The sequence below is a fragment of the Candidatus Glomeribacter gigasporarum BEG34 genome (genome assembly GCF_000227585.1).
Taxonomy (GTDB): Bacteria; Pseudomonadota; Gammaproteobacteria; order Burkholderiales; family Burkholderiaceae; genus Glomeribacter; species Glomeribacter gigasporarum_B.
Genome location: NZ_CAFB01000036.1, coordinates 1 through 26866 on the forward strand (window position 1 = coordinate 1; position 26866 = coordinate 26866).

Genomic DNA, 26866 nt, shown 5'->3' on the forward strand with positions numbered 1-26866 from the left:
ATCCTACTGAGTTCCTGCCACACGCATGATTTCCTCGCGCGACGTGATGCCCGACGCGAGCCAGCGTTGCGCGTCTTCAGATAAGGTGCGCATTCCTCGCGCCCGGCTCGCTGCCAATAATTCAGCGTCCGCCGCTTGTTCGTGGATCAGCGAGCGCAGCCTTTCATCGACGACGAGCAGCTCGTACACGCCGCATCTGCCGCGGTAGCCGGATTGCAGGCATTGCGCGCAGCCGGCAGGATGCCAGCCATCCGATTGCTGAACGCGGCACGCCGGACACAGGCGCCGCACCAGCCGCTGCGCAAGCACGCCAAGCAGACTGGATGAGAGCAAATAAGGCTCGATGCCCATATCTGTTAACCGTGTAATTGCGGATGCGGCGTCGTTGGTATGCAGGGTTGCCAGCACCAGATGGCCGGTCAGTGAAGCCTGTACCGCAATTTGCGCGGTTTCCAGATCGCGGATTTCGCCGATCATAATCACATCCGGGTCCTGGCGCAGGATGGAGCGCAAGGCGCGCGCAAAACTCATGCCAATCCGTTCGTTGACCTGCGTCTGGCTCAGCTTGGGCAAATCGTACTCAATCGGGTCTTCGACTGTCATGATATTGGCCGTCTCGGTCTCAAGTCTGGAGAGCGCAGCGTACAGAGTGGTGGTTTTTCCCGAACCGGTCGGGCCGGTGACCAGCACGATGCCATGCGGGCGCGTAATCAGCGTATCAAATTGCCGCTGCGTATCGGCGGCCATGCCTAGCGTGTCTAGATTGAGCCGTTGCGCATCTTTCTCAAGCAATCTCAATACTGCCCGTTCGCCATGTCCGGTCGGCAGCGTCGAGACGCGCACATCGACCAGACGCCCGCCGACGCGCAGCGTGATACGGCCATCCTGAGGCAGCCTTTTCTCAGCGATATCTAACTGTGCCATGATTTTGAGTCTTGAAATGAGCGCCCCGTGCAATGCTGCCTTGGGGCGCACCACATCGCGCAGCGTGCCGTCCACGCGGAAACGCACCACAGAGGCCGATTCAAATGGCTCGATATGAATATCCGAGGCGCCTTCGCGCGCCGCTTGCGTGAGGAGCGCATTGAGCATGCGGATGATTGGGGCGTCATCCTCGGCTTCGAGCAGGTCTTCAATTTCTGGAATATCTTGCATCAGGCGGGATAGATCGGCTTCTCCTTCCACTTCGCCAATCACTTGCGCCGCGCTGCCGTCGTGCGCCGCATAGGCGCGGCTGATGGCCTGCGCGAGGGCATCTGCGTTGACGCGCACCAGCTTGAGCGCGCCAAAGCGGCGGGAAATTTCGGCGCGCGCGCGGGCGAGCGTGCGTTCGCTGACCCAGACTTCAAGAGTGTCGGAATCCTGCTGCGCAATCAGAATCTGTCCGGCGCGCGCGAACGCATATGGCACAAGCCGTGCGGCAAGAGGTGAAGGTACAGATACACTCATTAGATGTACGATCTCGGAGAGTGGTGGAGCAAAGAATGTCCATCAGCCCAAGGAGCGGGGACGGGCAAATATTACATGGAAGCGCCGGCACAACAGAGGCGGTGTGATCTTGCAACTTTTCGTTGACAGAAAGAAAAGGCGATTCTCATGTTATCCCCTGCTACTCGAATGGATCTGGAGATCGGCCCCCCAGCGTTGAATGCAGCCGAGTCCGATTATAAAATCCCTCCACGTATATAGCCCCCTCCCAAATGCGGAGGCAGGGGATATCGGGCGTCCAGACGTGGTAGGCGGCGGCTGTGACTCGGAGGCTGCCGTAAGTCTGGCAACCCGCCTCGAAAACCTCGTGAATCTTCTGGGTTAGCCGTTCATTCGCCAAGGCCCTTTGGGATGGCCCCGCTTTGAGGCGCCGGTAGTCACCGCCGCGCGTGAGACCCAACGCCTTGGACATCCCCTCTACAGTGAATTCGGATCGATGCGCTTTCATAAATTCGAATTTTCCGCGCGCGGTACTGAGAAGATGTCTACTACTTTTTTTAATATATCCCGTTCTTCACCAACGACCGCGAGCGCTCGACGGAGCCTGGCAAACTCCGCCTCGAACGGCCGCAACTGACCCTTCCCTGGGAAGGCTTCCAGGACATGGTGCGTATTTCTGGGAAGTGGATCAATCAATTCGGTCGAAGATGATCACGGATTCCGGTTAAAGATGATCCGTGATGTCGCTGAATCGTGCTCGGTATTCGATCATTTCCGAAATGAGTGATCCAGTTGCCGAAAAGGCAGCGGAATTTTGTCTGGCGATGAAGTTGCGCGTGAGGGTTTGACAGGCATTGACTTGACGCCTTTTTGGAGTCGAGGGAATGCCCGCTCATCGGATCGCCATGCGCAAATTAAAAGAAGTATTCTGTTTAAAGTGGGCCTGTGGGTGATCGCATCGCCCAATCAGTCGGGCGCTTAGGATCAGTGTGGGTGCGATTCTGCCGGTATGCAGCGCGCGCATGAGCATCGGAGCTTGGTTGGGCCAAGGTGCAAGGACTGGACGAAGATACGCTTGAGCGTACTTTACAGTGACGTCCCTCGGGTCTGACCCACAGACGGATTGAACCCGACGATGCCCGAATTCATCAGGAGCAGCACCGTCAGGGCGTCACGTTGCAACTGCTCTGGGAAAGAATATCTGGAAGCGAATCCTGGCACTTCCACCTACCGCTATACGCAAATCCGAGGCGATGCCGGATTGGATCGGCGCGCGAGTCGATGCGATGGAATTTATCGGAGGTGTGCCCGCCTTCATTGCTCCAGACAATCCGGCGCTCATTGCACAGCCAGATCGCTACGAACCCGCGTTGGGGCGTACCGCACAGGACTTTGTGTGTCATTACGCGACAGCGATGCTGCCCGCCCGTCCAAGAAAACCCCAAGATAAAGCCAAGGCTGAAGTCGGCGTACAGATTGTTGAGCGATGGATTCTGGCGCGGCCGCGCCATCAGCGCTTCTTCAGTCTGGCTGAGTGAAACAAAGCCATTCGTACATGCCTTGAAGACCTGAACCAACGGCCCCTTAAAAAACTCGGCCAGACTCGTTGGGCATGGTGTGAGCGCCTGGATTGCCCCGCATTACGGCCATTGCCCTCCCAACGCTATGAACTGGCGCACTTCCAGAAATGCTAAGTCAATATCGACTATGCCTAACTTTTCTCGTAACATGGATGGAATCACGACTACCCTTTTGATGAGACGATCACTTTACTGTTCAAACTCATGGCGTTCTTCATTTTATGTATATTACAACTTATTTTTAGCTCGTCTTAGCAGAATTCCTTCTAGCTGCTAGAAGTTCCTCAAGCATCTTGTCGTAATACTCCTTTTTCTTCTCAAGGGTGCAAAAAAGCTCGTCTTATTCACTTCTTGGCAAAGATGCAAATAAATCAAATAATTCTCTTTCTCTAGCACTGATGGGTATTATAGTTCTGCTGCTTCTGTCTTCGTTTTCTGTTTCTAACGCTTGATCAAGACGATCAAGCCATCCGATCTCTAAACCGCAGTCTGTTTCAATTCTGCGCGCTTTTTTTCCCAAAACGACTTATTTTTCAGAAGCGCCGAAATTTCTCCTTGGTTTTGACCAGTTCTTCGCACGAAGTCAGCTTGAGACTCATATTGAGCTTTGATCAGAAGTGCTAACCGCATACGCTGTATATCTTGAACTCTCATAAATAAGCGAATTATCAGGCTTAGTTACTGTTCTCTTCGGGGACGGTTGAAAGCCCTCGCTTTCAGGCGAAGTGAAAGTTAAGCTTGTCGCTATGCGGCATTTGCGGAAACAATTTTGGGGAAGGCACTTCTAGGCCAGAGACTATTTGGCTGTCAGTTCCGGCACCATTACCGACGAAAGGATACAGCGGTACATCAGGAACAAGCGGGCGAGCCTGTGCACGATGACGGTCGATTTCAAATCGACTCCTGATTTCTAACCCCCTCGCTTTGTAAGCGAGGGTTGTTTAGTCTGTACTTGAGCGAGCAATGGGTCTATCCGTTCATCTGAAAATATTTTGTCTGGATATTTTTTGTCCGTTGTGGGCTTCTTCATTTCGATCATGAGCACTCCTTTTTTGAATCATCATCTCATGACCTCCATACACAAAATTTCTGACAGGCTCGGGGCGGAGCCTGTCAGGAATTTTGTGTGTAGAGGTCGTGAAGATATGAGGAAAAGGAACTCACATGAACGAAACGATGAAGAAAGACACACAGCAAACTCAGAGCAGCAAATTATTTTCGGATGAACGGATAGACCCATTGCTGAGCCAGGTACAGAGCAAAGATGCGGAGTCGCTGTTAGGCGAAACGGGACTGGCAGGCCAACTGAAGAAACGGTTGGCGGAGCGGAGGCTGGAGGCTGAACTGAACCCCCCCCTCTGGCTGAACAGAGCGTGCAAGGAAAAACGGGTAACCATCGTAATGGCAGCAGCGCGAAGACCGTGATCACGCCTGCGGGTGATTGACCGTTGGATATTCCGCGAGACCGGCTTTCCACGTTTGAGCCTGCGCTCATTGCCAAATATCCACGGCGCTTGCCTGGCTTTGATGATCATGTGATCCGCATGTATGCACGTGAGATTCGCGGGCATTTGCTCGAGTTGTACGGACTGGAAGTCTCGCCTGATCTCATTTCAACCCTCACCGATGAAGTGCTGGCTGAAGTGGAACAATGGCAGACGCGCCCGCTTGAAGCGATGTATCCCATTGTCTCTTGATGCGCTGCGGCTTAAGATTCGAGATGAAGGGCGCGTAAAACACAAGGCCGTATCTCTTGCGTTAGGCATTTGCGCGGATGATTGCTCAGAAGTGCTGGGGCTTTGGATTGAACACACCGAGGGCGCCAAATTCTGGCTGAAGGTCTTTAATGAGTTGCGCAATCGGGGCTTAAGCGAGATTCTCATCGCCGTCGTTGATGGGCTGCATGGCTTTGCGCACGCTACCCAACCGTCTATCCGCAGACCCAGTCAAACCTGCCGTCCATTTGATTCGCAATTCACTCGCCTTTGCCAACTGGAAAGAGCGCAAGAGGCTTTGGAAGATTTTGAGCAAAGCGGTTAGGCTCGCACATTCCCGATCATTGGCCAAATGTGGCGAAGACAATGGGAACAAGTGATTCCTTTCTTTGCCTATCCGCCTGACGTTCGAAAAATGATTTATACAACCAACGCAATTGAAAGTCTGCATATGCAACTGCGCAAAATCGTCAAAAACCGCGGCCATTTCCCCAATGATCAAGCCGCCAAAAAATTGCGCTTTCTCGCTTTGCGCAACATCGAGAAGAACTGGAAAATGCCTCCGGTTATCTGGAAACAGGCCGCCAATCAATTCGCCATCCTGTTCGGTGAACGGTTTACCGATGCAATGAAATAGTTTTTATCACCCGGCCTCTCACACAAAATTTCGGACACTACCTCCGCCCCATCTGTGCGATGACTGGGTCAGCGCGGAATCGACGACCGTGCCCGAACGCAGCATCAACCCCTTCTCGCGCAGCAGAGCGTTGATCTTCGAAAACATCTGTTCCCGAAAATACACGGTACAGCGGCGGATCGTACAGCGTTTCTTCCATCGCCGCATCCGACAGACCGAACCACTGCTGCAAAAAGTGCTAGTAAGACTTGTTTGCGTGTGCGCTTACGTAACAGGTTCGGGCCTGGATTGATGGGCGTCATTGGATATCCCTGCAATAGAGGAATCCTCTCAAGCATACAGTCCGCGCTTTATGCAGTCCTTCCCTAGAGCGAAATGGAACGTATTCCTTCCCTATCCAGCCGCAAATAAGCGCCGCGCGCGGCACCGCCGTCGAAATCCCAGTCAGACAATACCCAGCGCACCGCAGTGTCATACTGGTGACGTGCAGGCCGGTGGGTATGGCCGTGAATCATGATCGATGCGCCGCTTTGCGCAAACAGTTGCATCACGGCCTCTAATGTAACGTCACCGCCTTTCTTCTTATACGGTTGTTTTTGCATACGGCTCAGCGCGCGGATGCAGTCTGCCAGGATAAGCCGTATCAGCATCGGCCAGCGCAGAAAAAAGCGCTGTACTGCGCGGCAGCGCACACAACGCCTGAAGCGCTGGTATGCGCGATCTTCGGTGCATAAGGCATCGCCGTGCGTCAACACAAAACGATGATTCAATGCCTCGACCGCGGCTGGCTCTTCCAGCAACTGCGCACCCGCCGCGGCCTCAAAACGCGCGCCCAGCAAGAAATCCCGATTACCGGGCATCACATAAAGCGCAATGCCGCGTTCCGCCAGCGTGCGCAACTGTGCGCTGAGCTGTTGCGCAAATGGCGCGCTCAGCATTTCATCGCCAACCCAATAATCAAATAAATCGCCCAAAATATACACAGCGCGCGCATCGTCCACGGTTGTCTCGATGAAATGCGCGAAAGCGGCATATGTTTTGGGCGTCGCCGCGCTCAGATGCAGGTCTGAAATGAAATAGAGCGGGCGGCTATCCATCAGCAGCGCTGCGCTTAGCAGCTATTTATGAAATTTCTAGTCGGTCACTGGAAAATTGAAATACGTATCCGGAAACGGTTCATTCTTCAACGTGTAATGCCACCACTCTTGCTGATAGGCTGCAAAGCCGTATTTCTCCATCAGCGCGCGCAGCATTTTGCGATTGTATTGGGCAACGATTCCAACTTCCAAATTGTCATGATGCGAACGCTCGTCCATACAATCAAAAGCGGTGCCGAAGTCCAGACTATTCTCCGCTGAGTGTTCGCTGGCGGATGCAGTGCAAGGCATCGGGCGCTGATGGGGCGTATCCCTGTTTTGCGTTTGAACAGACAGCGGAATAATAGTTAAATCAACGGTGCTGCCTCGCGAATGGCTGGATTTTTTAGCCACATACCCCAGCTTGAAAAAGTCTTTTTTATCCACCCGCGGATAAAACTCGGCCTTCATATCCTGCAGTTCAGGCTGAAGGCTCCAGGCTTCAAAATCATCCACGCTCCTTTGCGGACGGTAGCCGTCATACACTTTTAAACCCAGGCGGGATTTTTCAAGCGCTGCCTGCACTTGAGCCAATGCAAACGCCGCCTGGCGCGTCAGGATGCACTGCGCGGCTTCATAACCCGCAATTCTCCGGCCAACAAAGTTGTGCGCGCCCGCATAACGGATATCCTGAACGATATGAGGCGCAACGTCTTTAAGAAGTACAAACTCCGCTGGACGGCGGTTGACCAGAGACGCGGGCCTTGGATGAGCTGAAGAGGTATTCGTTATTTTTGTGTGGAGATTCATCGAATGTCCCATCAGCACTGCCATCGCAGGTATCAACGTAAGAAGTATCAGTATACGCATCTCAAGCCTTCTTAAACAATCCGCTCCGCTGTTTGAGCACGCATTCTGTTTGCTTGAATCACATCGTTTAAAGAGAAGGAAACCCGATTTTCTCTGATATCAATAGGTGTTCCAGTTAAATCGAATTCGCGAAGATGGATATAGAAACAAAAAGCAACGTACTACACTTTGGATGATTGACGGATTTTATAATTTTCCGCTGACTCTGGCGTGTTCTCGCCTCATGCCGGTTAGAAGGCGACAGCAGCAATTATCCGCATTCAATAGCAGGGACTGCGCATAAACGGATCAACATTTCCTGCCAATCGTTTTTTTCTACTTTCTCTTGAAGGGATAAGAAATGAGGGGAATGAACGGTTGCCTCGTCCATATGGGGAGTTTGGTGAATGGAAAACAGGATGTTCATCTCTTCGGGAGTGGGTAATGCATTGAAATAGCCATCAATTTCAAGGTGCATCAGTAAATGCTGAATCGCCTGCTCTTGCGGATAAAATTCCGTATACAAACTGAGCAGTTCAGGCAGGCTGCGTTGAAAAGTAAAATCGCGACTGTGGGTATAGATGGCGATGACTGTTTTATGATTGTGGTCAAAAATCGGCGTTTTGATCGTATCCTGAACCAGAATGTTCCCTTCGGGAGAGAAAAGCAGGGTTTCCTGACGGGCGCGGCATTTTGTGCTCTGTACTTTTTGATCAAAGTTTTTAAATATTTCCGGCTGCTGCCCCCGCCATTGCACAAAGCCTGGGCTGAAGTTTTTGCCGCCCCATGTTTTTGGATGGGTGATAAGATCATTCACGGTCAGGCCGATCACATCTCTTGCTGATTCAAGCCCCAGTTTTTCAGCAAAGCCCGGACTGCTCTGAATGTATTTTCCTGTTCGCGCGTCTTTTAAGTGGGCGATGTCGAATGTCTCTTCAATAATATCAGACAGAGCAATATTTATCCTTTTTAATTGATCCATTCATTTCTCCAAATATGAAGTCACAGTCTTCGATTTTAGAAAAGAATAAATTGACCAAAGTGCGCCTGAAAAATCATAGGATTGAACTTGATCTGGTTGAATATGCCCGTTTTTTGATGCAAACACACGGTATATTTGCGCCGCCGTTTTCTAGAACGCCGTGTTTTGAGCCCGGCCAAATGCAAAGTGGCTGAACGACATTGCATAGGAGATGGGTTTTATAATTCTGATCATGCCGCATCTCTTCACTTCCTCTCTTCGGCTATTGGAGCTTCGTCGGTTACGCTGGCGCGCGCGGCGCGGACGGCTTGAAAATGATTTGATCTTCGAGCGCTTTTTCAGCCGTTATGAAACGGCGCTCGATGGTTCGGACATAGAGATATTGCGCCGGATATTGGCTTTGAGCGATGACGTATTGTCGAATATTCTGCTCATGCGCATCCATCCGGAGGGAGAATGGGCAACGCCAGAGATGATGCGTATGTGGGCACGGCTGCGCTCGGTTTAATTTTTTACTTGTTTCGAGGATGTGATGACTCCGTCAGACCTAAAAGCGACGCTCTCTTTCAACGATGGTTCGCCCAGCATTGAATTACCCGTTTACAAGGGAACCGTCGGCCCGGATGTCATTGATATTCGCAAGCTTTACGCTCAAATGGGCCGGTTCACCTACGACCCGGGATTTATGTCGACGGCTTCGTGCAAATCGGCGATTACCTATATCGATGGCGACAAGGGCGAGCTTCTATATCGCGGTTATCCGATTGAGGAGCTCGCAACGCAATGCGATTTTCCGGAAATCAGCTATTTGCTGCTCAAAGGCGAATTACCCAATCCGGAGCAAAAGCAAAGGTTCAAAAATCTTGTCACGCATCATACGATGGTGCATGAACAGGAGCGTACCTTCTTTCAGGGTTTTCCGCGCGATTCGCATCCAATGGCGATCCTGACTGGATGCGTCGGGGCACTATCCGCTTTTTACCATGATACCTTGGATATTCATGATCCGCGCCAGCGCGAGATTTCGGCGATCCGGATTATTGCCAAGCTGCCGACTCTGGTCGCGATGACGTATCGCTACCATATCGGCCAGCCCTTTATGTATCCGCGCAATACGCTGTCATACAGTGCAAACTTCATGCATATGATGTTCGCCAATCCATGCGAGGAATATGTGATCAATGAGGTGTTGGCGCGCGCACTCGACCGGATTCTGATTTTGCATGCCGATCATGAACAGAATGCCTCCACTTCCACCGTGCGGCTTGCGGGTTCATCGGGCGCAAATCCCTTCGCCTGTATTGCGTCGGGCATTGCGTGTCTATGGGGGCCTGCGCACGGCGGCGCGAATGAAGCGGCGCTGAAAATGCTTGAAGACATTGGCGCGCCTGAGCGCATCCCCGAATTTATCAAACAAGTGAAAAATAAGCGTTCGGATGTCAAGCTGATGGGATTTGGACACCGGGTTTATAAAAACTATGACCCGCGCGCCAGGCTGATGCGGGCAACCTGTCACGAAGTGCTGCAGGAATTGGGACTGCATAATGATCCGCTCTTCAAACTTGCGATGGCGCTGGAAAAAGTCGCGCTTGAAGACGAATACTTTATCTCCCGTAAACTGTATCCGAATGTCGATTTCTATTCGGGCATTGTGCTGCGCGCGCTGAGGATACCAAGCACAATGTTTACGTGCATTTTCGCGATGGCGCGCTCGGTCGGCTGGATTGCGCAATGGGACGAAATGACCTCGGATCCAGACCAGAAAATCGGCCGGCCGCGCCAGCTTTTTGTCGGCCAGACGCCGCGCATGGTGAAGCCGATTGGGCAACGCTAAAAGCCTGTTCATTCTGTATTTTTCCAGACCGTTCCTGTTTACAAGGCGCGCCGAAATGCGAACCGGTACGAATGCGCTTTGCAAAACGGTGATATGAAAACCCTTGGCTTCATTGGCTGGCGCGGCATGGTGGGTTCAGTGCTGATGGCCCGCATGCGCGAAGAGAATGATTTTGCCTTGTTTGAGCCTCTGTTTTTCAGTACAAGCGATGCGGGCGGCGCGGCGCCGGCCTTTGCCGCGCACAGCGAGCCCCGGCTCTTCGATGCCTATGATATTTCCGCCTTAAAGCGTTGCGGGATCATTCTCACATGTCAAGGCAGCGCATACACAAAGGCGGTATTTCCGGCGCTGCGGGCGGCGGGCTGGAACGGTTATTGGATTGATGCCGCTTCTGCGCTGCGCATGCAGAGTGATGCAGTGATTGCGCTCGACCCGGTCAATAGGGATGTGATCGACGCGGCGCTTGCGCGCGGCGTTAAAAACTACATCGGCGGCAACTGCACCGTTTCATTGATGCTGATGGCGCTGCACGGCCTGTTTCGCGCAAAACAGGTTGAATGGATCAGCGTGATGAGCTATCAGGCGGCCTCAGGCGCGGGCGCTCGGCATATGCGTGAACTGCTGCGGCAGATGGGCGCGCTGTACCGGGCCGCGGCAAAAGAGCTGGCTGATCCTACCGCTGCGATTTTAGACATCGACCGCCGTATCCAGGCCGCCATCACAAGCGTTCAAATGCCCACCGAGCACTTTGGCGTTCCACTCGCCGGGTCCTTGATTCCGTGGATCGATACGGATCTTGGCAATGGCCAATCGCGCGAAGAATGGAAAGTGGGCGCGGAAACCAGCAAAATCCTGAATCAGACGCCGGAAATTCCGGTCGATGGTTTATGCGTGCGGATAGGCACGATGCGCTGCCATGCGCAGGCGCTGACGGTCAAGCTCGCCCAGGATATTCCGCTTGATGAGATTGAGTCCCTCCTTGCCAGCGCCAACGACTGGGTCAACGTGGTCCCTAACACGCGCACTGCAACCCAGACTGGGTTAACGCCCGCGCGCGTGACCGGCGCGCTCTCTATTCCGGTCGGCCGATTGCGCAAACTGGCGTTCGGCCCGCAATATCTCAGCGCCTTTACGGTCGGCGATCAATTATTATGGGGCGCCGCCGAACCGTTACGCAGGATGTTGCGGCTTTTACTCTGTTAACACGTTCTTAGAGCCTGTTCACAATCTGTCACGAGCGCCTGTCAGCCAAGGAGGACGGAGCGCAGGAACCGGAGCATATTGATATATGTGAGGATTCCGAGCACCGCCCGACGCAGGCTCACGGGCGCGCAGTAAGATTGTGAACAGGCTCTTATAAGCGTACTTCACCCTGGCCGAGGACAATATATTTCACTGAGGTGAGTCCTTCCAGGCCGACCGGGCCGCGCGCGTGCAGCTTGTCGTTTGAAACGCCGATTTCCGCGCCTAGGCCGTATTCAAAGCCGTCGGCAAAGCGGGTGGAGGCGTTGACGATCACGCTCGCAGAATCCACTTCGCGCAAGAACCGCATGGCATGCGCGTGCCGCTCCGTGATAATCGCATCGGTATGTGCGGAGCCGTAGGTATTCATGTGTTCAATCGCTGCGTCGAGTCCGTCCACGACGCGAATCGACAGGATGGGCGCCAGATATTCAGCGCGCCAGTCTGCTTCAACCGCAGGCGTGCGCGGACCAACGCCGGCGTTCTCCAATATTGCATCGCTTTGCGGACACGCGCGCAGTTCGACATTCTTGTTACGCAACGTTTGACAAACCAGCGGCAGCGCTGCCGCAGCTATCCCGCGCGCCACTAACAGCGTTTCCATCGCATTACACACGCCGAACCGCTGCGTTTTTGCGTTGTCGCAAATCGCGCGCGCTTTCTCAAGATCAGCGGCATCGTCAATATAAACATGACAGACGCCGTCCAGATGTTTGATCATCGGCACGCGCGCGCAGGCCATCAACGCCTCAATCAGACCTCTTCCGCCGCGCGGCACAATCAGATCGATGTATTGCGTCATTGTTGCGAGCTTTTCAACGGCCGCGCGCTCAGGCGTTGTGACGAGCTGCACGGCATTCGCTGGCAAACCCGCCGCTTCCAGCCCTGCGCTGACCACGTGCGCGAGCGCGCGATTGCTCTGAAGCGCATGCCGGCTGCCGCGCAGGATGGCAGCATTGCCCGCTTTTAGGCAGAGCGCGCTCGCGTCGATGGTGACTTCAGGCCGCGCTTCGTAAATAATGCCGATGACGCCAATCGGCACACGCATTTGTCCGACTTGAATACCGCTCGGCCGGCGCTTTAAATGATGGATTTCGCCAACCGGATCGGGCAAGGCTGCAATTTGCCGCAGCCCCGCGGCCATTCTGGCGATTGTGCGTTCTGTGAGCCTCAGACGGTCCATCAATGCAGTAGACAATCCTTCCTCTCGCGCACGCGCGCAATCGTGCGCGTTCGCGCTTTGCAAGGCTTCAGATTCGCGCTCAAGCGCGCCGGCGATCCATTCAAGCGCGTCATTCTTGGCGGCGGTGGGCGCGCGCGCGATGACGCGCGCCGCGGCGCGCGCGCGCTGACCGAGATGGGTGATGAAGTTATCCAGGTTCATCAATGGCTTGAATGCGCTTGGCGTTTTCTGAAATACAATAAGGCGTTAGAAAGGGTTATTTTATGGCACACGCTGCTTTCGATACGCTTGAATTCGTGGACAGACTTGAAAAATCTGGGCTTTCCGAGAAGCAGGCTAGAGCAATAACGTTCTGCGATCATTTTATTGATACATATATTATGACTCCTGCGATAGCAGCCGCGCACCCGGATACCAGCATGAGTTGCAATAAACGGCGCGTATGACGCGCCTCGGAGAGCATTTGGAGCATTAACTGCTCATTTCGCGCCGCTGAATGATTTGCCTTGGCGGACAACGCCTGATAGGCTAAACGCGGCAGTTGCGGCAATGTCCGGCTCCACTGCGGCATCTCAAGCCTGAAGCGCTCTAGCCAGCCGCGCCAGCCGATCTGTTCTTTGACCCAACGCTCCAGATAAGGCTGGGCGGTTTTCCACAGATCGAGCTCAGGGTCCAGCTCTTTCCCTAAGCCTTCGACATTGAGCAGCGTTTTTTGCAATAAGCTCAGTTGTGGTTGTATTTCAACCTGAAAACGGCGTGAAGTCTGGAACAAACGGAGCAGCACCTGCCCCAGTGAAATATCTTTCAGCGCCCTGTTGAAATAAGGTTCGCAGACGGCGCGGATTGCACCTTCAAGTTCTTCAATGCGCGTATCGGGCGGCGCCCACCCGGATTCGACATGCAAGCGGGCAACGCGGCGGTAATCCCGCTTAAAAAACGCCAGAAAATTCTGCGCCAAATAGTTTTTGTCGAAGTCGGACAGCGCACCGACGATGCCGAAATCAAGCGCGATGTAAGCACCGGAATGCGCTGGATTCAAACTCACCAGAATATTGCCCGGGTGCATATCGGCATGAAAAAAGCCGTCCCGAAACACTTGCGTGAAAAATATTTCAATGCCGTTGCGCGCCAGCCTGGGTAAATCAATGCCCGCGCGGTGCAGCGTTTCAGTCTGACTGATCGGTATGCCCTCCATCCGCTCCATCACGAGCACATTGGACGCGCAAAGCGGCCAGATCATTTCAGGAATTTGTAGCACTTTTGAGCCGGCAAAATTGCGCCGCAATTGGCTCGCGTTGGCTGCCTCACGCATTAGGTCCAGCTCGTGATGCAAGATCGCGTCGAATTCGGCGACGACTTCGCGCAATTTGAGCCGCCTGCCATCTTCCCACCACCGCTCAATCCAGCGCGCCAATGGGCGCAACAGCGCCAGATCGCGCCCAATAGCCGTTTGCATGCCGGGCCGCAGCACTTTGACCGCCACGCGCCGGCCCGCATCCGCGCCTGTTTTCAAGCGCGCAAAGTGCACCTGGGCAATCGACGCGCTGGCTTTGGGTATGCGCTCGAAATCCTCGAATATTGCTTCAACCGGTTGACCAAGCGCCGCTTCAATCACCGCAATCGCAATGCTTGAGTCAAACGGCGGCACCTGGTCTTGCAGTTTTGCCAACTCATCGGCAATATCCGGCGCAAGCAGATCGCGCCGCGTCGATAACATTTGTCCGAATTTGACAAAAATCGGCCCTAACTGTTCAAATGCGCAGCGGATACGCACGCCGCGCGAGGCATCGAAAACACGGCCGCGGCGAATCAGCAGCAGCAAGCGGGCCGCCCAGCGGTACTTGAGGTGTGAAAGCGCAATTTCATCGAGTCCGAAACGCCAGACGACGCGGCTCATCGTCCATAAGCGCAACAGGCATTTCATCTGCGCGCGCCTTCTGTCTCAAGACACGCGATTCGTTTTTCAAGCCGCTCCGTCGCATCGCGCAACTGGACAACTTCCGCTGCAAAACCTGCAAATGCGGATGCACCGAGCCAACGCGGTTTTTCTTCGAGCGCATACTCGGCACCCGATTGAAATAAAGCCTGCGTCGTGGACCGAAGGTATTGCCGCAACCGGCGCGCGCCCTGCCCTACGCAATGCGCGGGCGTATCGCCAATCCAATGCGCGAGTATCTCTTCCAAATCCGGACGTAGATACTCGGCGAGCTTGGCAAGCGTTGCTGCAAACTCGGCGTCCCCTTCGATTCTGGCCCGTTTCATCACCGCCTTCATGCCGCCGTTTACAACATCAGACAGCGCTGCGGCGGGTACGGTCATCGAAACCGCGGGAGGGTTTGCATTTTTGTCGACCGGCGCGATTGCAATGTACCCGTCTTCCTGCACCGTCAATGCAAATGCAAACGGCGGTACGGAAAAACATGCGGCGCTGCCGGCATGCAGAACAAGCGCATCGCGCGCCCATGTTTCGCGTTCCAGCAACGCATTTAGCGCATGTTTCAGTGAGATTGCCACTGGCGCGGGCGGAATAATGCGGCGAGCGCGAAGTGACGCCGAGCAAGCTGCTGAAACATGCTCTAGGCGAGCGGAAAAGAAGCGGTAGAGCTTATTCATCGGAATCAGAAGGCGCGAGTCAAAAGGCTACCCATACACAGCGGTCGAGGACTGCTCTTGAAAAATTTTACGCAATCGCCGGTCTGTCTGACTGCATTCAGCCTTCGCCTTGCGCTGCAATAAGGCTTTAACGGCTTTGTCCGGCGCGCAGCCTTCAAACAATACCGTGCAGACCGCTTGCGTAATCGGCATTTCGATCGCGTGGACGCGCGCTAATTCACGGATGTCGCGGGCGCAGCGCACGCCTTCCGCAACATGGCCGAGCGCGTTGAGAATGGCATTCAGCGGTTGGCCGCGCGCTAACTGAACGCCGACCGTGCGATTGCGTGACAAATCACCGGTTGCGGTCAAAATCAAATCGCCCAGCCCTGATAAACCCATCAATGTCCCGGCGCGCGCGCCTAATGCAACGCCGAGTTGCGTCATCTCGGCCAGGCCGCGCGTCATCAGCGCCGCGCGCGCGTTAGCGCCGAGTCCCAAGCCGTCCGCAATGCCCGCTGCGATGGCGAGCACATTTTTCACGGCGCCTCCGACTTCTACGCCAATGACATCATCGGTTGCGTAAATGCGCATCGCGCCCTGATGAAAAGCCTGCACCGCCCGCTCACGGCAAACGGCGGATCGACTGGCGATTGTCAACGCGCACGGCAATCCCTGCGCAACTTCGCGCGCAAAGCTGGGACCGGAGAGCACCCCGCAACTGAGCGCCGGGCCGAGCGCCTCCGCCGCGATCTGATGCGGCATCTGCCGCGTGTCATTTTCAAAGCCTTTGCAGGCCACAATAAGATGCGCGGGCAGGCATCCCGACGCGCGTATCGCGACGCATACTGTCCGCAACGCGGCCAGCGGTGTTGCAATCACACACAACGCATCCGCCGCATGCCTCAGGGCCTTCTGTAAATCCGCCTCATAACGCAGCGCGCGCGTGAGCGGGATGCCAGGTAAATAACGCCCATTGCGCCGCTCGCGCGCAATCTGCGCAAGATGCGCCGCGTTGCGCGTCCAGAGCGTCGTTTCATGATGTTTCGAGAGATGATTCGCAAGCGCGCTGCCCCACGCGCCCGCGCCAAGAACGATGAGATTCATCCGTTTGCAATGGTGTTGTTTTGCCTCTGCCCTTAGGCCGTGTGAACAATTAATTCACACTGATCACTCATTATTTAGCATTTTTCAGATGATCTCATTCCACTCAATCTAAAAATTTCTTTTTGTTTAATTGTGCGGGTCCTAAAAAACGAGATCCATCTGCCTGCCAAACAAGATCATTCCAAATTTATATCGCCTGTCAGTTCAAACGAATATTGAGCGCTTAGGCAGTCAATGACATATTCTCGGCGCGCAGTGCAGCCAAAAATGTTGGCGCGCTGACCAGATAAACAAGGGCAGTGTACCGCCGATCAAGAAGTTTAAGGTCAAATAAACGATCTCATCCTTGGCCTGCCCGTCGACCAGGACGCCAGGGGACAGGCGTGAACAGGCCCTTATTTTTAATGTAAGGGCGCTGTATTCTGCCTGGCATTATCCGTATCCATGCCATTGGGTTGTGAAACCTGTGCGGCGCGCTGTTCATACAGCGCCTGAAAATTGATTTCGCTTAAGTGAACCGGAGGAAAACCCGCGCGCGCCAGAATATCGGCGACATTTGCGCGTAAGTAAGGGAAGAGAATCGTTGGACAGGCGATGCCTAATAGCCGTTCGATTTGCGTTTGAGGCATGTGGTGAATATCAAAGATACCCGCCTGTTGCGCTTCAATCAGAAACGCCACTTTTTCCTTGATGCTCGCCGTCATTGTCAACGTCAGCACGGTTTCAAAAATATGCTCCGCGAGGCGGCTGACGGTGATATTGATTTCCACTTCGACGGCGGGCGTCTCAAGTTCAAGAAAAATGTCAGGCGAATTCGGCTGCTCAACGGACAAATCTTTTAAATACACCCGCTGAATATTAAAAGAGGGCGCCGATTGCCCGGATTCTGGCAGGGGCGTGTTGGACATGAATAAATGCTAGATATATAAAAGAAAAGAGGAGGGCGGCTCTTAGAACCTGTTCACGATCTTACTGCGCGCCCGTGAGCCTGCGTCGGGCGGTGCTCGGAATCCTCACATATATCAATATGCTCCGGTTCCTGCGCTCCGTCCTCCTTGGCTGACCGGCGCTCGTCACAGATCGTGAACAGGTTCTTACAGCTCCAGCAATTTTTCCAGCTCGCCGCTTCGATCAAGCTGTGCCACTTTGTCATAACCTCCGACATACATATCGCCGATAAAAATCTGCGGCACCGTTTTGAGGCCCGTGCGCTGGATCATCTGTTCGCGCAGCGCTGGATTTTCATCGACCAGAATTTTCTCAATGCGCTCAACCCCGCGCGATTTCAGCAGCCGTTCAGCCGCCTGGCAGTAGGGACAGATTCTGGTGCTGTACATGAGGACTTTTTTCATAGGATGCCCTGCTGAAAGATTAGATGCCTGCCTGAATGCAGGTGCTGCTTCCGCACTGCCTTTGCGCGCAAGATAGAGCATTTTTCAGTCGATTTGCCCGAGGAGCGAGCGCGAAGACAGTATGAATAATACGGCGAGCGCGAAGCGACACAGGGAAAATCACTGAAAAATGCTCTAGGAAGCGCAGATTGCTATTGCTGAACTAATGGCAGTCCCGCTGCCTGCCAGGCTGCCAAGCCGCCTTGCAGTCCAAATACTTCGGTATAACCCATCTGTTTTAAAGTCGCCTCAGCGCGCCGTGTGCGCACGCCAGTCTGGCAGACCAGCAAGACGGGATGATTTTTATTTTTGGCGATGCGCGCAATCCGGCTTTGGAGCTCATCCAGTCCGATTCTGCGCGCGCGCGGCAGATGTCCGCACTGGTATTCATCTGCGCTGCGCACATCGATCACCAGCGCATTGCGGCGATTGATCAGTTGCGTGGCCTGGGCAATGCTCAACGCCCGCGCCCGGCGCGTGAGCATTGGCCAGACAAGCAGCGCGCCGGAAATTGCCGCCGCCGCGATCAAAATCAGATTCAACGGTTCTGTGAAGAATGTCACGAATTACCTCTTCTTCTGCGGCGGCAAATCGGTACAGACGCCTTCAAACCACTCCGCGGCCATGCCCACCGATTCGCAGAGCGTCGGATGCGGATGGATGGTTCTGCCAATATCCGTTGCGTCCGCGCCCATTTCAATCGCCAGGCAAATTTCGCCAATCAAATCCCCCGCGCAAATGCCGGCGATACCGCCGCCAATAAGGCGATGCGTGTTTGAATCAAAGAGCAGTTTGGTCAACCCTTCATCGCGCGCATTGGAAGCAGCGCGGCCTGATGCGGCCCACGGGAAAACGGCCTTTTCGTAAGGAATGCCTTCCGCCTGGCACTGCGCCTCTGTTTTTCCAGTCCACGCAACCTCAGGATCAGTATACGCGACCGATGGAATTTGGAGCGCGTCGAAAACCGATTTTTCCCCTGCAGCGGCCGCCGCCGCAACATGCGCTTCATGCACGGCTTTATGCGCAAGCATGGGTTGGCCAACAATATCGCCCACCGCATAAATGTGCGGCACATTCGTGCGCTGCTGATGATCGACTTCGATCAGACCGCGCTCAGTCACCCGCACGCCCGCCTTGTCAGCGCCGATAGCGGCGCCGTTTGGCGTGCGTCCAACGGCGACGAGCACCAGATCGTAGCGCTGCAACTGACTGGGGGCGGCAACGCCTTCAAAGCGGATATGGATGCCTTCGTCTTTCGCCTCCGCCTGCACGGTTTGCGTATTCAGCATCAGATTGGCAAAGCGCTGACGGTTAAAGCTTTGCCAAACATTCACTAAATCACGGTCTGCGCCCATCATCAGACCATCCTGCCTTTCAACCACATCGACCTGCGTACCGAGCGCGGCATAGACAGTTGCCATCTCAAGCCCGATGATGCCGCCGCCGATGACCAGCATCCGCTCCGGCTGGCACGGCAATTCGAGCGCGCCGGTCGAATCGACGATACGCGAGTCAATCGGCAGAAATGGCAGTTTCACTGGCTCTGAGCCAGCGGCAATAATGGCCTGTCTGAATTGAATCCGCGTTGTGCCATCCTGTGTTTCTGCTTCAAGATGGTGTGTATTGACAAAGCTGCCTGTGCCCGTCACCACTTGCACCTTGCGCGCCCGCGCCAGGCTCGCCAAACCTGTGGTGAGCTTTGATACGACACCGGATTTGAAGGCGCGTAATTTGTCCAAATCGATTTTTGGCGCGCCAAAGTCAATCCCGTGCGCCGCCAGCGCGCGCGCCTCTTGTAGAATATGAGCAGTGTGTAGCAACGCTTTCGACGGAATGCAGCCGACGTTCAGACAGACGCCGCCAAGCGTGGGTTCGCGTTCGACCAATATCGTTTTCAATCCAAGATCGGCTGCGCGAAACGCCGCCGCGTAGCCGCCGGGTCCTGCGCCCAGCACCAATACGTCACATTCGAGATTCTTCATAGCAGCGCGCGGCGGAAATCGGTCAACAACCGTGCGAGCGTTGCGCTAAAGCGCGCCGCAGCAGCGCCGTCGATGACGCGATGATCATACGATAAAGACAAGGGCAGCAAGAGACGCGGCACACACTGCGCGCCGTCCCAGACCGGCTGCATTCTGCTGCGCGAAACGCCCAGAATGGCCACTTCAGGCGCGTTGATAATCGGCGTAAACGCAGTGCCGCCGATACCGCCCAGCGATGAAATTGAAAAACAGCCGCCCTGCATGTGTTCTGCGCTCAGCTTTCCGTCACGGGCCTGCTTTGCAAGTTCCGCCGTTTCTTGCGCAATTTCGAGCACGCCTTTCCGGTCGACCGCGCGAATCACCGGGACAACCAGCCCGTGCGGCGTATCGGCGGCAAAACCAATGTTGTAGTACTGTTTGAGAATCAACTGATCGCCCGCTAGGCTGGCGTTGAAATACGGGTATTGCTTGAGCGCCGCAACACTGGCTTTGATCAGAAAAGCGAGCAGCGTCACTTTGATGCCTGCTTTTTGCTGTTCCCGATTGAGCTGTACGCGGAATTCTTCCAATGCGCTAATGTCCGCTTCTTCGTGATGAGTGACATGCGGAATCATCACCCAGTTACGATGCAGATTTGCGCCGGATATTTTTTGAATGCGGGATAGCGGCCTGGATTCGACCGCGCCAAATTTTGCGAACTCGATATTCGGCCAGGCCGGTAAATCAAAACCGCCGGGACTGGTTGCACCGGAGGCCGCGCCGCCGCCTTTTTGCAATACATCTTTCACATAAGCGGTCACATCGTCGTGCGTAATACGCCCCTTCGGGCCGCTGCCTTGAACGCGGCCAATGTCCACGCCGAGGGTATGCGCGAATTGGCGCACAGAGGGACTGGCATGACAGGCTGCGCCCGTGTCCGGCGCGATGGCGGGCGCGGCTGCAAGCGGAGGCGGCGGTGCAACGCGCTTCTGCTCTGCCGCAAGCGCGGGCGGAACAGCGGCGGATATGGACGCAGGCGATTCTGTTGCTGAAGCTTCTGTAGGCGCGGACGCTTCCGGTGCAGAGTCAAAGGTTTGCGCCCCGTTCACCGCCGGTTCAAGCAGCAGAATCAGCGCGCCTTCTGACACGGTATCGCCCGCCTTCAGACGGATTTCCTTCACGATGCCCGCCGCCGGACTCGGCACATCGATCGTCGCTTTATCCGACTCCAACGTCATCAGCGATTGCTCCGCTTCGACGGACTCACCCGACTGTACATAGACTTCGATCACCGGCACATCTTTGTAATCGCCGATATCCGGTACTTTCACTTCCAGAAACTGGCTCATTATGGAATTTTAAACAGAAAGAGGATTAGGTTTATTCGAGTCGATCTGATATTTTTTAAGCGCATCAACGACCATGCGCGACTGAATGGTGCCCTCGTCCGCAAGCGCCTTGAGCGCGGCTACCGCCACCCAATAACGGTCCACCTCAAAGAAGTGGCGTAATTTCGCGCGCGTGTCGGAACGGCCAAAACCATCCGTACCGAGCACCACATAACGGTTTGGCACAAATGGACGGATTTGCTCGGCATAGGCGCGCACATAATCGGTTGCGGCGATCACCGGCCCTTTTGCATTCTGCAATAACTTGCCGACATGCGGCAGCGATGGCGAATCGAGCGGATGGAGCAGATTGTGCCGCGCTTGCTGCTGCCCGTCGCGCGCCAGTTCGGTAAAACTAGGGCAGCTCCACAGATCGGCATCGACGCCCCAGTCGTTCTTTAACAGATTCGCCGCCGCAATCACTTCGTTGAAAATCACGCCCGAACCGAGCAGTTGTACGCGCGGCGCGCTCTTTTTGCCCGCGTCTTCGCCCTTTCTGAAGCAATACATGCCTTTCAGAAGATCCGCCTGAATGCCATCCGGAGCAGCGGGATGCGCATAATTTTCATTCATCACTGTGATGTAGTAATACACATCGTGCTGCTCTTGCGCCATCCGGCGCAGGCCATCCTGCACAATCATCGCGAGCTCGTAACCAAAGCTTGGATCATAGCTGACGCAATTCGGAACCGCTGCGGCAAACAGGTGCGAATGGCCATCTTCGTGTTGCAGTCCTTCACCGTTTAGCGTTGTGCGGCCCGACGTGCCGCCGATCAAAAAGCCGCGCCCGCGCAGATCGCCCGCGGCCCACGCCAGATCGCCGATCCGCTGAAAGCCGAACATCGAATAAAAGATATAAAACGGAATCATCGGCTCGCCGTGCGTCGAGTACGATGTTGCCGCGGCGATCCAGTCGCACATCGCGCCCGCTTCGTTGATGCCTTCCTGCAGAATCTGGCCGGTCTCCGATTCCTTGTAAAACATCAGTTGTTCTGAATCTTCCGGCACATACTTCTGACCGTCCTGATTCCACAAGCCGAACTGCCGGAATAAACCTTCCATGCCGAAGGTGCGCGATTCGTCCGGAACAATCGGCACAATCCGCTTGCCGAGCGTTCTGTCTTTCATGAGTTGCGTCAGAATCCGCACAAAGACCATTGTGGTCGAAATTTCACGGCCCGCGCCCGCGCCTTTCAATATCGGCTCAAAAGCGCTCAACTCAGGCGTCGGCAGCGATTGCGCGCGTGGTCGGCGCGCGGGCAGATCGCCGCCCAGTTCGGCGCGGCGCGCGCGCAGATAAGCGAGTTCTTTTGAATCTTCAGCAAATTTCAGGTATGGAACCTCCGCAAGCTCTTCATCGGCAATCGGCAACCGGAACCGGTCCCGGAACTTGCGCAGCGCATCCACCGGCATTTTCTTTTGCTGATGCGTGATATTGAGCGCTTCGCCCGCTTCGCCCATGCCATAGCCTTTGATCGTCTTCGCCAGAATCACCGTCGGACGGCCTTGCGTTTGCATCGCTGCGGTAAAAGCGGCGTGGATTTTGTGCGGGTCGTGGCCGCCGCGGTTCAGATTCCAGATATCCTCATCAGAATAATCCGCGACCAGCGCCTTGAGTTCAGGCGTATTGAAAAAATGCGCGCGCACATACGCGCCGCTTTTCGCTTTATAGGTTTGATATTCGCCATCGACCACTTCCATCATCCGGCGCATCAGCGCGCCCGTTGTATCGCGCGCAAAGAGTGCGTCCCAGCGGCTGCCCCAGATCACTTTAATCACCCGCCAGCCCGCGCCGCGGAAACTGGATTCCAGTTCCTGAATGATCTTGCCATTGCCGCGCACCGGGCCATCCAGCCGCTGCAAATTGCAGTTGACGACAAAAATCAGATTGTCGAGCCGCTCGCGCCCCGCCAATCCAATCGCGCCCAGTGACTCCGGCTCGTCCGTTTCACCGTCGCCGATAAATGCCCAGACTTTGCGGCCTGCGGTATTCACAATGCCGCGCAGCGCCAGATACTTCATAAAACGCGCCTGATAAATCGCCATGATCGGGCCAAGACCCATCGACACCGTCGGAAACTGCCAGAATTTAGGCATCAGCCACGGATGCGGATAGGAGGAAATCCCTTTGCCGTCCACTTCCTGCCGGAAGCGGTCGAGCTGCGCTTCGCTCAGGCGGCCCGTGAGAAAAGCGCGCGCGTATACGCCGGGCGATGAATGCCCCTGAAAGTAGATCAAATCTCCGCCGTGGGTTTCGGATGGCGCGCGCCAGAAGTGATTAAAGCCGGCTTCGTACAGCGTCGCGCTCGACGCAAACGACGCGATATGCCCGCCAACATTGGTATTTTTTCCGGCGCGCAACACCATTGCCAGCGCATTCCAGCGCGTATACGAGCGAATTCGGCGCTCAATATTCTGGTCGCCCGGCGTCGGCGGCTGAGAATCGAGTGAAATCGTATTGATATACGGCGTATCGGCTGAAAACGGCAGATGTTCGCCATGCAGACGAGCGAATTCAATCTGCTTTTCAATCAAATGATGCACGCGCCGCGGCCCTTCTTCTCCCCAGGCAGCGAGCGCGCCTTTCAACGCATCCAGCCATTCCGCTGTTTCACCGGGGTCTGGGTCGTTTTCGTGAGTGAGGTCTTTCTGCAGGTCCATTGCTTTGCCTGATGCAAGTCAAGTGTATCTATAGCCAAACGCATTTAATCTGATACGGCGGCTTCAAAGCTCGCCGTATTTGTATACTGTCNTNGTCGGCTGCTTCCTTGTCTCAAATTAAATGCTCTGAGCTATATTGTAAGAGCTTGAGCGCTTTCATGGCGCGCGCGGTTGCGCCGCGATGTTGCGCTGCAAATGCCAACGCTGCCGTACTCATGGCCGCGCAGCGCGGTGCATCCGTCAATAGGGCGCGCACCGCGCTGGCCAGCGCCGCGGTATCGGCAACGCATAGCGCAGCGCCTGCATCCATTGCATCTTTGCTGATCTGTTCAAAATTGAATGTATGCGGGCCAATGATAACCGGCGTCCCCAGCGCGCAGGCTTCGACCAAATTTTGTCCGCCGAACGGCAGCAGACTGCCGCCGATAAAGGCGCAATTCGACGCGGCATAGTATGCGCCGAGTTCGCCCATTGAATCGCCCAATAGAATTTGCACCTCGGCCGGGAGCGCAGGCGCTTCTCCAGCCCGGTTGCAATGCAGCGGCGCAGGTATAGGGTCATCTTCATTGCACCGGAATGGCATCTGCTCCGCTTGCACCGNCGCCCATGCGGTACGCCGCACGGCGCGCCATCCCTCGCGTTTGAGCAGCGCTGCCACCTCGTCGAAACGCTGCGGATGGCGCGGCGCCAGAATCAGCAAAGCCGAAGATACGCCGCATTGCCTGAACGCATCCAGCACCCGTATTTCTTCGCCCGCCCGTGTGCTGGCCGCAACCCAGACCGGCCGTTCGCCGAACGCCGCGCGCCAGGCGCGCCCGCGCGCAATGAGTGCATCGGGCGTTTTCATATCGAATTTCAGATTTCCATTCACCACCGCATTGGCAGCGCCGAGCTTGCGCAACCGTTGCGCATCCGCTTCGCTTTGCGCGAGCACGCACGCGAAGCGTCCGAATAACGCATGCGCTGCGCGCGCGCTGAATTTCAGGACGCGGCGGTAAGCGCGATACGAGCGTTCCGACATACGCGCGTTGACCAGTGCAAGCGGCACCTCCATACGCACACAAACGTCGATCAACGCCGGCCATATTTCCGTATCAATCATCACGCCCAGCGCCGGCCGGTAACGCGCCAAAAAACGCTGGATCGCAAATGGCATGTCATACGGCAGATAGCAACGCAGCGCGCGCGCGCCAAAAAGCGCTTCTCCCATCGCGCGGCCGCTCGGCGTCATATGCGTCATCAAGACGCGAGTATGCGGATGAGCGGCAAGCCATGCTTCAACAAGCGGCTGCGCGGCGCGCGTCTCGCCGACGGATACTGCATGTACCCACAGCAGCGGCGCAGGATCATCCAGCGGACGGCCCGGCGCATCGCCAAAGCGTTCGCCGATATGGCGCGCATATTGCTTGTTGCGCCGCGCGCGCCACAGCAAACGCATCACCGCACATGGAGCGGCGATCCACCATAAGGCGCGATAGAAAAAATGGAGCAACACGCTTGTATGGTTTTGTAAGTGTGGAAGGCTCAATCTGCACACCCGCCCTTTTAACGCGGTTGCGGTTGAACCGGCGGCACGGTGCGTATGCGCGCCTGCGCGCTCACCTGCGCTAGAGCATTTTTCAGTCGATTGGCCCAAGGAGCGAGCGCGAAGACAGTATGGGGATCGATGCGGGCGGAGCAGGTCTCCATCGCAAAGCAATGGAGGCGACCCCGCAGCGATCCCGAATACTCTGAGCAGAGAAGCGACACAGGGAAAATCACTGAAAAATGCTCTAATTCGCGCGCGCCATGATGGCTATAGTACAGAATGAGGATATCCTTCATTGGAAATGGAAGGGGCAACGTGAAAAATGCTCTGGTACGCAAGTGCGCATTGTATTGCGCAACAGCACAGCGATTTGTGTATTTGATCATGCAGCGCAGCGGCGAAGACCGGGTGACGCAAGTCGCCGGCAGCCTGACCTTTACCACTGTGTTATCTCTGGTGCCGCTGTTGACGGTGACCTTCGCACTGTTCACCGCTTTTCCGATTTTTGGCGCATTCGAGCGCGCCTTGCGGGATTTTTTGACCGATCAGTTGATGCCGGAACAGGTCAATGCACAGATTTTCGAGACGCTAAATGCATTCTCGGCGCGTGCGAAGAGCCTGACTGCAGTGAGTCTGATTTCGCTTGGCATCACTTCGATGGCGACAATGATGACCATTGAATCGGCGTTCAACCAAATCTGGCGCGTGCGTAAACCGCGTCCGCTCGCACAGCGCATCCTGGCGTACTGGGCGGCGCTCACCTTAGGACCGCTGCTGGTCGGCGCCAGCTTGTCGATTTCCTCCTGGCTGCTTGGGCAAACGCTGGCGGCGCGCGCGGTGCCGCCCTTAGTCCGTTGGGCGCTGGCGGGGGCAACGCTGCCCCTTTCTGCGCTCGCGTTCACGATGCTCTATCTTTATTTGCCGCATCATCGCATCCGCTGGCGCGATGCATGGATTGGCGGAGCGCTGGCGGCTCTGGCATTTGAACTGCTAAAACGCGGCTTTGGTTTGTATATCCGCGCCTTTCCAACCTACGCCGCGATATACGGCGCATTTGCTGCGGTGCCGATTTTTCTGCTTTGGGTGTATTTAAGCTGGCTGGTCACCGTTGGCGGCGCAGTGTTTACCGCAGCGCTGGCGGCTTTTCGTACAGGCGCTCGCGCGCGCCCCTGCTTCTCCGGCAGCGATTTTCTAAACGCGCTTGCAATTCTGGCGCGGCTTGCGGCCGCGCGCATGGCGGGACGCGCTGGTTGTTCGACCGCGATGCTGGCAGACGCGCTTGGCAATGAGTCTGCAGCGGTCTGCGCGTTGCTCGCGCGGCTTGAAGCGCAGCAATGGGTAGCGCAACTAGATACGGCGGCTCAGCGCTGGATATTGGTCGCCAATCCGGACCGTCTGACCTTGGCCGCCGTATTTGATCGCCTGGCAGTCAACCGCGCTGAAGTGACCCATCGGCTCGAACGCGACAGGGCCTATATCGATGGGCCGGCGCTGCGCGCAGCGTTGCGTAATGATGCACTGGAAATCCCTCTTTGCGCGTCTGTTTGTATCTGCAACATGAGGATTCCGGGTACCGCCCGACGCGGGCTTACGGGCGCCAGTGAGACCCAGGCGTTTCGCACAGCCGCGCTGGCAAGGCGCGCCGACGCAGACAGTACATCTAGTACGGCAAGAAGGCGCAACGTCGCCAGCGCGGCTGTGCGAAACGCCTG

At 55.6% G+C, this 26866-nt stretch carries 22 protein-coding genes and 3 pseudogenes; 7 read left to right on the forward strand and 18 right to left on the reverse strand.

Annotation, left to right across the window (positions count from 1 at the left end; all coding sequences use genetic code 11):
* Window positions 1-3 precede the first annotated feature (3 nt).
* Window positions 4-1449 carry a type II secretion system ATPase GspE gene (gspE, locus tag CAGGBEG34_RS02050; RefSeq protein WP_042687691.1) on the reverse strand — a complete coding sequence of 482 codons (1446 nt, stop codon included), beginning with the start codon at window positions 1447-1449 and terminating at the stop codon, window positions 4-6.
* Window positions 1450-2312: 863 nt separating this feature from the next.
* Here gspE and CAGGBEG34_RS11560 point away from each other — a divergent pair.
* Window positions 2313-3119: pseudogene (locus tag CAGGBEG34_RS11560) on the forward strand (IS21 family transposase); the annotation flags it as partial.
* 229 nt (window positions 3120-3348) lie between these two features.
* Here the strand turns inward: CAGGBEG34_RS11560 and CAGGBEG34_RS11290 are convergent.
* Complete coding sequence (locus tag CAGGBEG34_RS11290) at window positions 3349-3528, reverse strand: hypothetical protein (protein WP_203224822.1); 180 nt, start codon at window positions 3526-3528, stop codon at window positions 3349-3351.
* 644 nt (window positions 3529-4172) lie between these two features.
* Between CAGGBEG34_RS11290 and CAGGBEG34_RS12290 the strand changes: the two genes are divergently transcribed.
* Both CAGGBEG34_RS12290 and CAGGBEG34_RS02070 read left to right on the forward strand, forming a co-directional pair.
* Window positions 4173-4433, forward strand: coding sequence for a hypothetical protein (locus tag CAGGBEG34_RS12290; RefSeq protein WP_238984934.1), 261 nt, complete (start codon window positions 4173-4175; stop codon window positions 4431-4433).
* A 23-nt stretch (window positions 4434-4456) separates the two neighbouring features.
* A pseudogene (locus CAGGBEG34_RS02070) lies at window positions 4457-5360 on the forward strand (IS256 family transposase).
* Window positions 5361-5378: 18 nt separating this feature from the next.
* On the opposite strand, the gene CAGGBEG34_RS12295 reads toward CAGGBEG34_RS02070, so the two are convergent.
* The 4 genes from CAGGBEG34_RS12295 to CAGGBEG34_RS02090 form a co-directional block, all read right to left on the reverse strand.
* Window positions 5379-5567: a hypothetical protein gene (locus tag CAGGBEG34_RS12295; protein ID WP_042687696.1), complete on the reverse strand. Its 189-nt coding sequence runs from the start codon at window positions 5565-5567 to the stop codon at window positions 5379-5381.
* Between the two features lie 158 nt (window positions 5568-5725).
* On the reverse strand, window positions 5726-6457 hold the full coding sequence (locus tag CAGGBEG34_RS02080; protein ID WP_006682229.1) for a UDP-2,3-diacylglucosamine diphosphatase: 732 nt from the start codon (window positions 6455-6457) through the stop codon (window positions 5726-5728).
* Between the two features lie 36 nt (window positions 6458-6493).
* On the reverse strand, window positions 6494-7306 hold the full coding sequence (locus CAGGBEG34_RS02085) for a M15 family metallopeptidase (RefSeq protein ID WP_006682230.1): 813 nt from the start codon (window positions 7304-7306) through the stop codon (window positions 6494-6496).
* Between the two features lie 250 nt (window positions 7307-7556).
* On the reverse strand, window positions 7557-8267 hold the full coding sequence (locus CAGGBEG34_RS02090; RefSeq protein WP_006682231.1) for a hypothetical protein: 711 nt from the start codon (window positions 8265-8267) through the stop codon (window positions 7557-7559).
* Between the two features lie 232 nt (window positions 8268-8499).
* On the opposite strand from CAGGBEG34_RS02090, the gene CAGGBEG34_RS02100 reads away from it, so the two are divergent.
* From CAGGBEG34_RS02100 to asd, 3 genes are all read left to right on the forward strand, one after another.
* Window positions 8500-8775, forward strand: coding sequence for a succinate dehydrogenase assembly factor 2 (locus CAGGBEG34_RS02100; protein WP_042687712.1), 276 nt, complete (start codon window positions 8500-8502; stop codon window positions 8773-8775).
* A 24-nt stretch (window positions 8776-8799) separates the two neighbouring features.
* Window positions 8800-10101 (forward strand): citrate synthase, encoded by a 1302-nt coding sequence (locus tag CAGGBEG34_RS02105; protein WP_006682233.1) that lies wholly within the window; start codon window positions 8800-8802, stop codon window positions 10099-10101.
* A gap of 93 nt (window positions 10102-10194) precedes the next feature.
* Entirely contained in the window at window positions 10195-11304 is a 1110-nt protein-coding gene (gene asd / locus CAGGBEG34_RS02110) for an aspartate-semialdehyde dehydrogenase (RefSeq protein WP_006682234.1), read from the forward strand.
* Between the two features lie 151 nt (window positions 11305-11455).
* Here asd and CAGGBEG34_RS02115 read toward each other — a convergent pair whose 3' ends face one another.
* The 12 genes from CAGGBEG34_RS02115 to CAGGBEG34_RS10950 all read right to left on the reverse strand — a co-directional run bounded on the left by CAGGBEG34_RS02115 (window position 11456) and on the right by CAGGBEG34_RS10950 (window position 25468).
* Window positions 11456-12727, reverse strand: coding sequence for a glutamate-5-semialdehyde dehydrogenase (locus tag CAGGBEG34_RS02115; RefSeq protein ID WP_006682235.1), 1272 nt, complete (start codon window positions 12725-12727; stop codon window positions 11456-11458).
* Between the two features lie 157 nt (window positions 12728-12884).
* A complete protein-coding gene (gene ubiB / locus CAGGBEG34_RS02120; protein WP_006682236.1) occupies window positions 12885-14450 on the reverse strand; it encodes a ubiquinone biosynthesis regulatory protein kinase UbiB in 1566 nt (521 codons plus the stop codon).
* Window positions 14447-15040, reverse strand: coding sequence for a ubiquinone biosynthesis accessory factor UbiJ (locus CAGGBEG34_RS02125; RefSeq protein ID WP_042687718.1), 594 nt, complete (start codon window positions 15038-15040; stop codon window positions 14447-14449). The genes ubiB and CAGGBEG34_RS02125 overlap by 4 nt, the downstream gene beginning before the upstream one ends.
* Before the next feature lie 126 nt (window positions 15041-15166).
* On the reverse strand, window positions 15167-16225 hold the full coding sequence (locus tag CAGGBEG34_RS02130) for an NAD(P)H-dependent glycerol-3-phosphate dehydrogenase (RefSeq protein WP_006682238.1): 1059 nt from the start codon (window positions 16223-16225) through the stop codon (window positions 15167-15169).
* Window positions 16226-16626: 401 nt separating this feature from the next.
* A complete protein-coding gene (gene secB, locus CAGGBEG34_RS02135) occupies window positions 16627-17133 on the reverse strand; it encodes a protein-export chaperone SecB (protein WP_006682239.1) in 507 nt (168 codons plus the stop codon).
* 186 nt (window positions 17134-17319) lie between these two features.
* Window positions 17320-17577, reverse strand: coding sequence for a glutaredoxin 3 (gene grxC, locus CAGGBEG34_RS02140; RefSeq protein WP_042687723.1), 258 nt, complete (start codon window positions 17575-17577; stop codon window positions 17320-17322).
* Between the two features lie 191 nt (window positions 17578-17768).
* Complete coding sequence (locus CAGGBEG34_RS02145) at window positions 17769-18179, reverse strand: rhodanese-like domain-containing protein (RefSeq protein WP_042687701.1); 411 nt, start codon at window positions 18177-18179, stop codon at window positions 17769-17771.
* A gap of 3 nt (window positions 18180-18182) precedes the next feature.
* Window positions 18183-19598, reverse strand: coding sequence for a dihydrolipoyl dehydrogenase (gene lpdA / locus CAGGBEG34_RS02150; protein WP_006682242.1), 1416 nt, complete (start codon window positions 19596-19598; stop codon window positions 18183-18185).
* Window positions 19595-20926 (reverse strand): dihydrolipoyllysine-residue acetyltransferase, encoded by a 1332-nt coding sequence (aceF, locus tag CAGGBEG34_RS02155; protein ID WP_006682243.1) that lies wholly within the window; start codon window positions 20924-20926, stop codon window positions 19595-19597. Before aceF ends, lpdA begins: the two co-directional genes overlap by 4 nt.
* A 9-nt stretch (window positions 20927-20935) precedes the next feature.
* Window positions 20936-23626 carry a pyruvate dehydrogenase (acetyl-transferring), homodimeric type gene (gene aceE, locus CAGGBEG34_RS02160; RefSeq protein ID WP_006682244.1) on the reverse strand — a complete coding sequence of 897 codons (2691 nt, stop codon included), beginning with the start codon at window positions 23624-23626 and terminating at the stop codon, window positions 20936-20938.
* Between the two features lie 112 nt (window positions 23627-23738).
* The gene (gene waaA, locus CAGGBEG34_RS02165) at window positions 23739-25118 is read right to left on the reverse strand and encodes a lipid IV(A) 3-deoxy-D-manno-octulosonic acid transferase (RefSeq protein ID WP_006682245.1); all 1380 of its coding nucleotides are present in this window, start codon (window positions 25116-25118) and stop codon (window positions 23739-23741) included.
* 53 nt (window positions 25119-25171) lie between these two features.
* Entirely contained in the window at window positions 25172-25468 is a 297-nt protein-coding gene (locus CAGGBEG34_RS10950; protein WP_203224823.1) for a hypothetical protein, read from the reverse strand.
* Between CAGGBEG34_RS10950 and CAGGBEG34_RS02175 the strand changes: the two are divergent.
* Window positions 25434-26780, forward strand: a pseudogene (locus tag CAGGBEG34_RS02175) (YihY family inner membrane protein); the annotation flags it as partial. The gene CAGGBEG34_RS10950 and the pseudogene CAGGBEG34_RS02175 sit on opposite strands and share 35 nt — an antisense overlap.
* Window positions 26781-26866: the final 86 nt, after the last annotated feature.

What these genes read in the sequence shown, in the direction of transcription:
- grxC (WP_042687723.1), bottom strand. Translation starts at nt 17,577, where the DNA reads ATGAAAAAAGTCCTCATGTACAGCACCAGAATCTGTCCCTACTGCCAG.
- CAGGBEG34_RS02085 (WP_006682230.1), bottom strand. Translation starts at nt 7,306, where the DNA reads ATGCGTATACTGATACTTCTTACGTTGATACCTGCGATGGCAGTGCTG.
- CAGGBEG34_RS02090 (WP_006682231.1), bottom strand. Translation starts at nt 8,267, where the DNA reads ATGGATCAATTAAAAAGGATAAATATTGCTCTGTCTGATATTATTGAA.
- CAGGBEG34_RS02130 (WP_006682238.1), bottom strand. Translation starts at nt 16,225, where the DNA reads ATGAATCTCATCGTTCTTGGCGCGGGCGCGTGGGGCAGCGCGCTTGCG.
- secB (WP_006682239.1), bottom strand. Translation starts at nt 17,133, where the DNA reads ATGTCCAACACGCCCCTGCCAGAATCCGGGCAATCGGCGCCCTCTTTT.
- ubiB (WP_006682236.1), bottom strand. Translation starts at nt 14,450, where the DNA reads ATGAAATGCCTGTTGCGCTTATGGACGATGAGCCGCGTCGTCTGGCGT.
- gspE (WP_042687691.1), bottom strand. Translation starts at nt 1,449, where the DNA reads ATGAGTGTATCTGTACCTTCACCTCTTGCCGCACGGCTTGTGCCATAT.
- aceE (WP_006682244.1), bottom strand. Translation starts at nt 23,626, where the DNA reads ATGGACCTGCAGAAAGACCTCACTCACGAAAACGACCCAGACCCCGGT.
- lpdA (WP_006682242.1), bottom strand. Translation starts at nt 19,598, where the DNA reads ATGAAGAATCTCGAATGTGACGTATTGGTGCTGGGCGCAGGACCCGGC.
- CAGGBEG34_RS02115 (WP_006682235.1), bottom strand. Translation starts at nt 12,727, where the DNA reads ATGAACCTGGATAACTTCATCACCCATCTCGGTCAGCGCGCGCGCGCC.
- aceF (WP_006682243.1), bottom strand. Translation starts at nt 20,926, where the DNA reads ATGAGCCAGTTTCTGGAAGTGAAAGTACCGGATATCGGCGATTACAAA.
- asd (WP_006682234.1), top strand. Translation starts at nt 10,195, where the DNA reads ATGAAAACCCTTGGCTTCATTGGCTGGCGCGGCATGGTGGGTTCAGTG.
- CAGGBEG34_RS02100 (WP_042687712.1), top strand. Translation starts at nt 8,500, where the DNA reads ATGCCGCATCTCTTCACTTCCTCTCTTCGGCTATTGGAGCTTCGTCGG.
- CAGGBEG34_RS02105 (WP_006682233.1), top strand. Translation starts at nt 8,800, where the DNA reads ATGACTCCGTCAGACCTAAAAGCGACGCTCTCTTTCAACGATGGTTCG.
- CAGGBEG34_RS02080 (WP_006682229.1), bottom strand. Translation starts at nt 6,457, where the DNA reads ATGGATAGCCGCCCGCTCTATTTCATTTCAGACCTGCATCTGAGCGCG.
- CAGGBEG34_RS12290 (WP_238984934.1), top strand. Translation starts at nt 4,173, where the DNA reads ATGAACGAAACGATGAAGAAAGACACACAGCAAACTCAGAGCAGCAAA.
- CAGGBEG34_RS12295 (WP_042687696.1), bottom strand. Translation starts at nt 5,567, where the DNA reads ATGCGGCGATGGAAGAAACGCTGTACGATCCGCCGCTGTACCGTGTAT.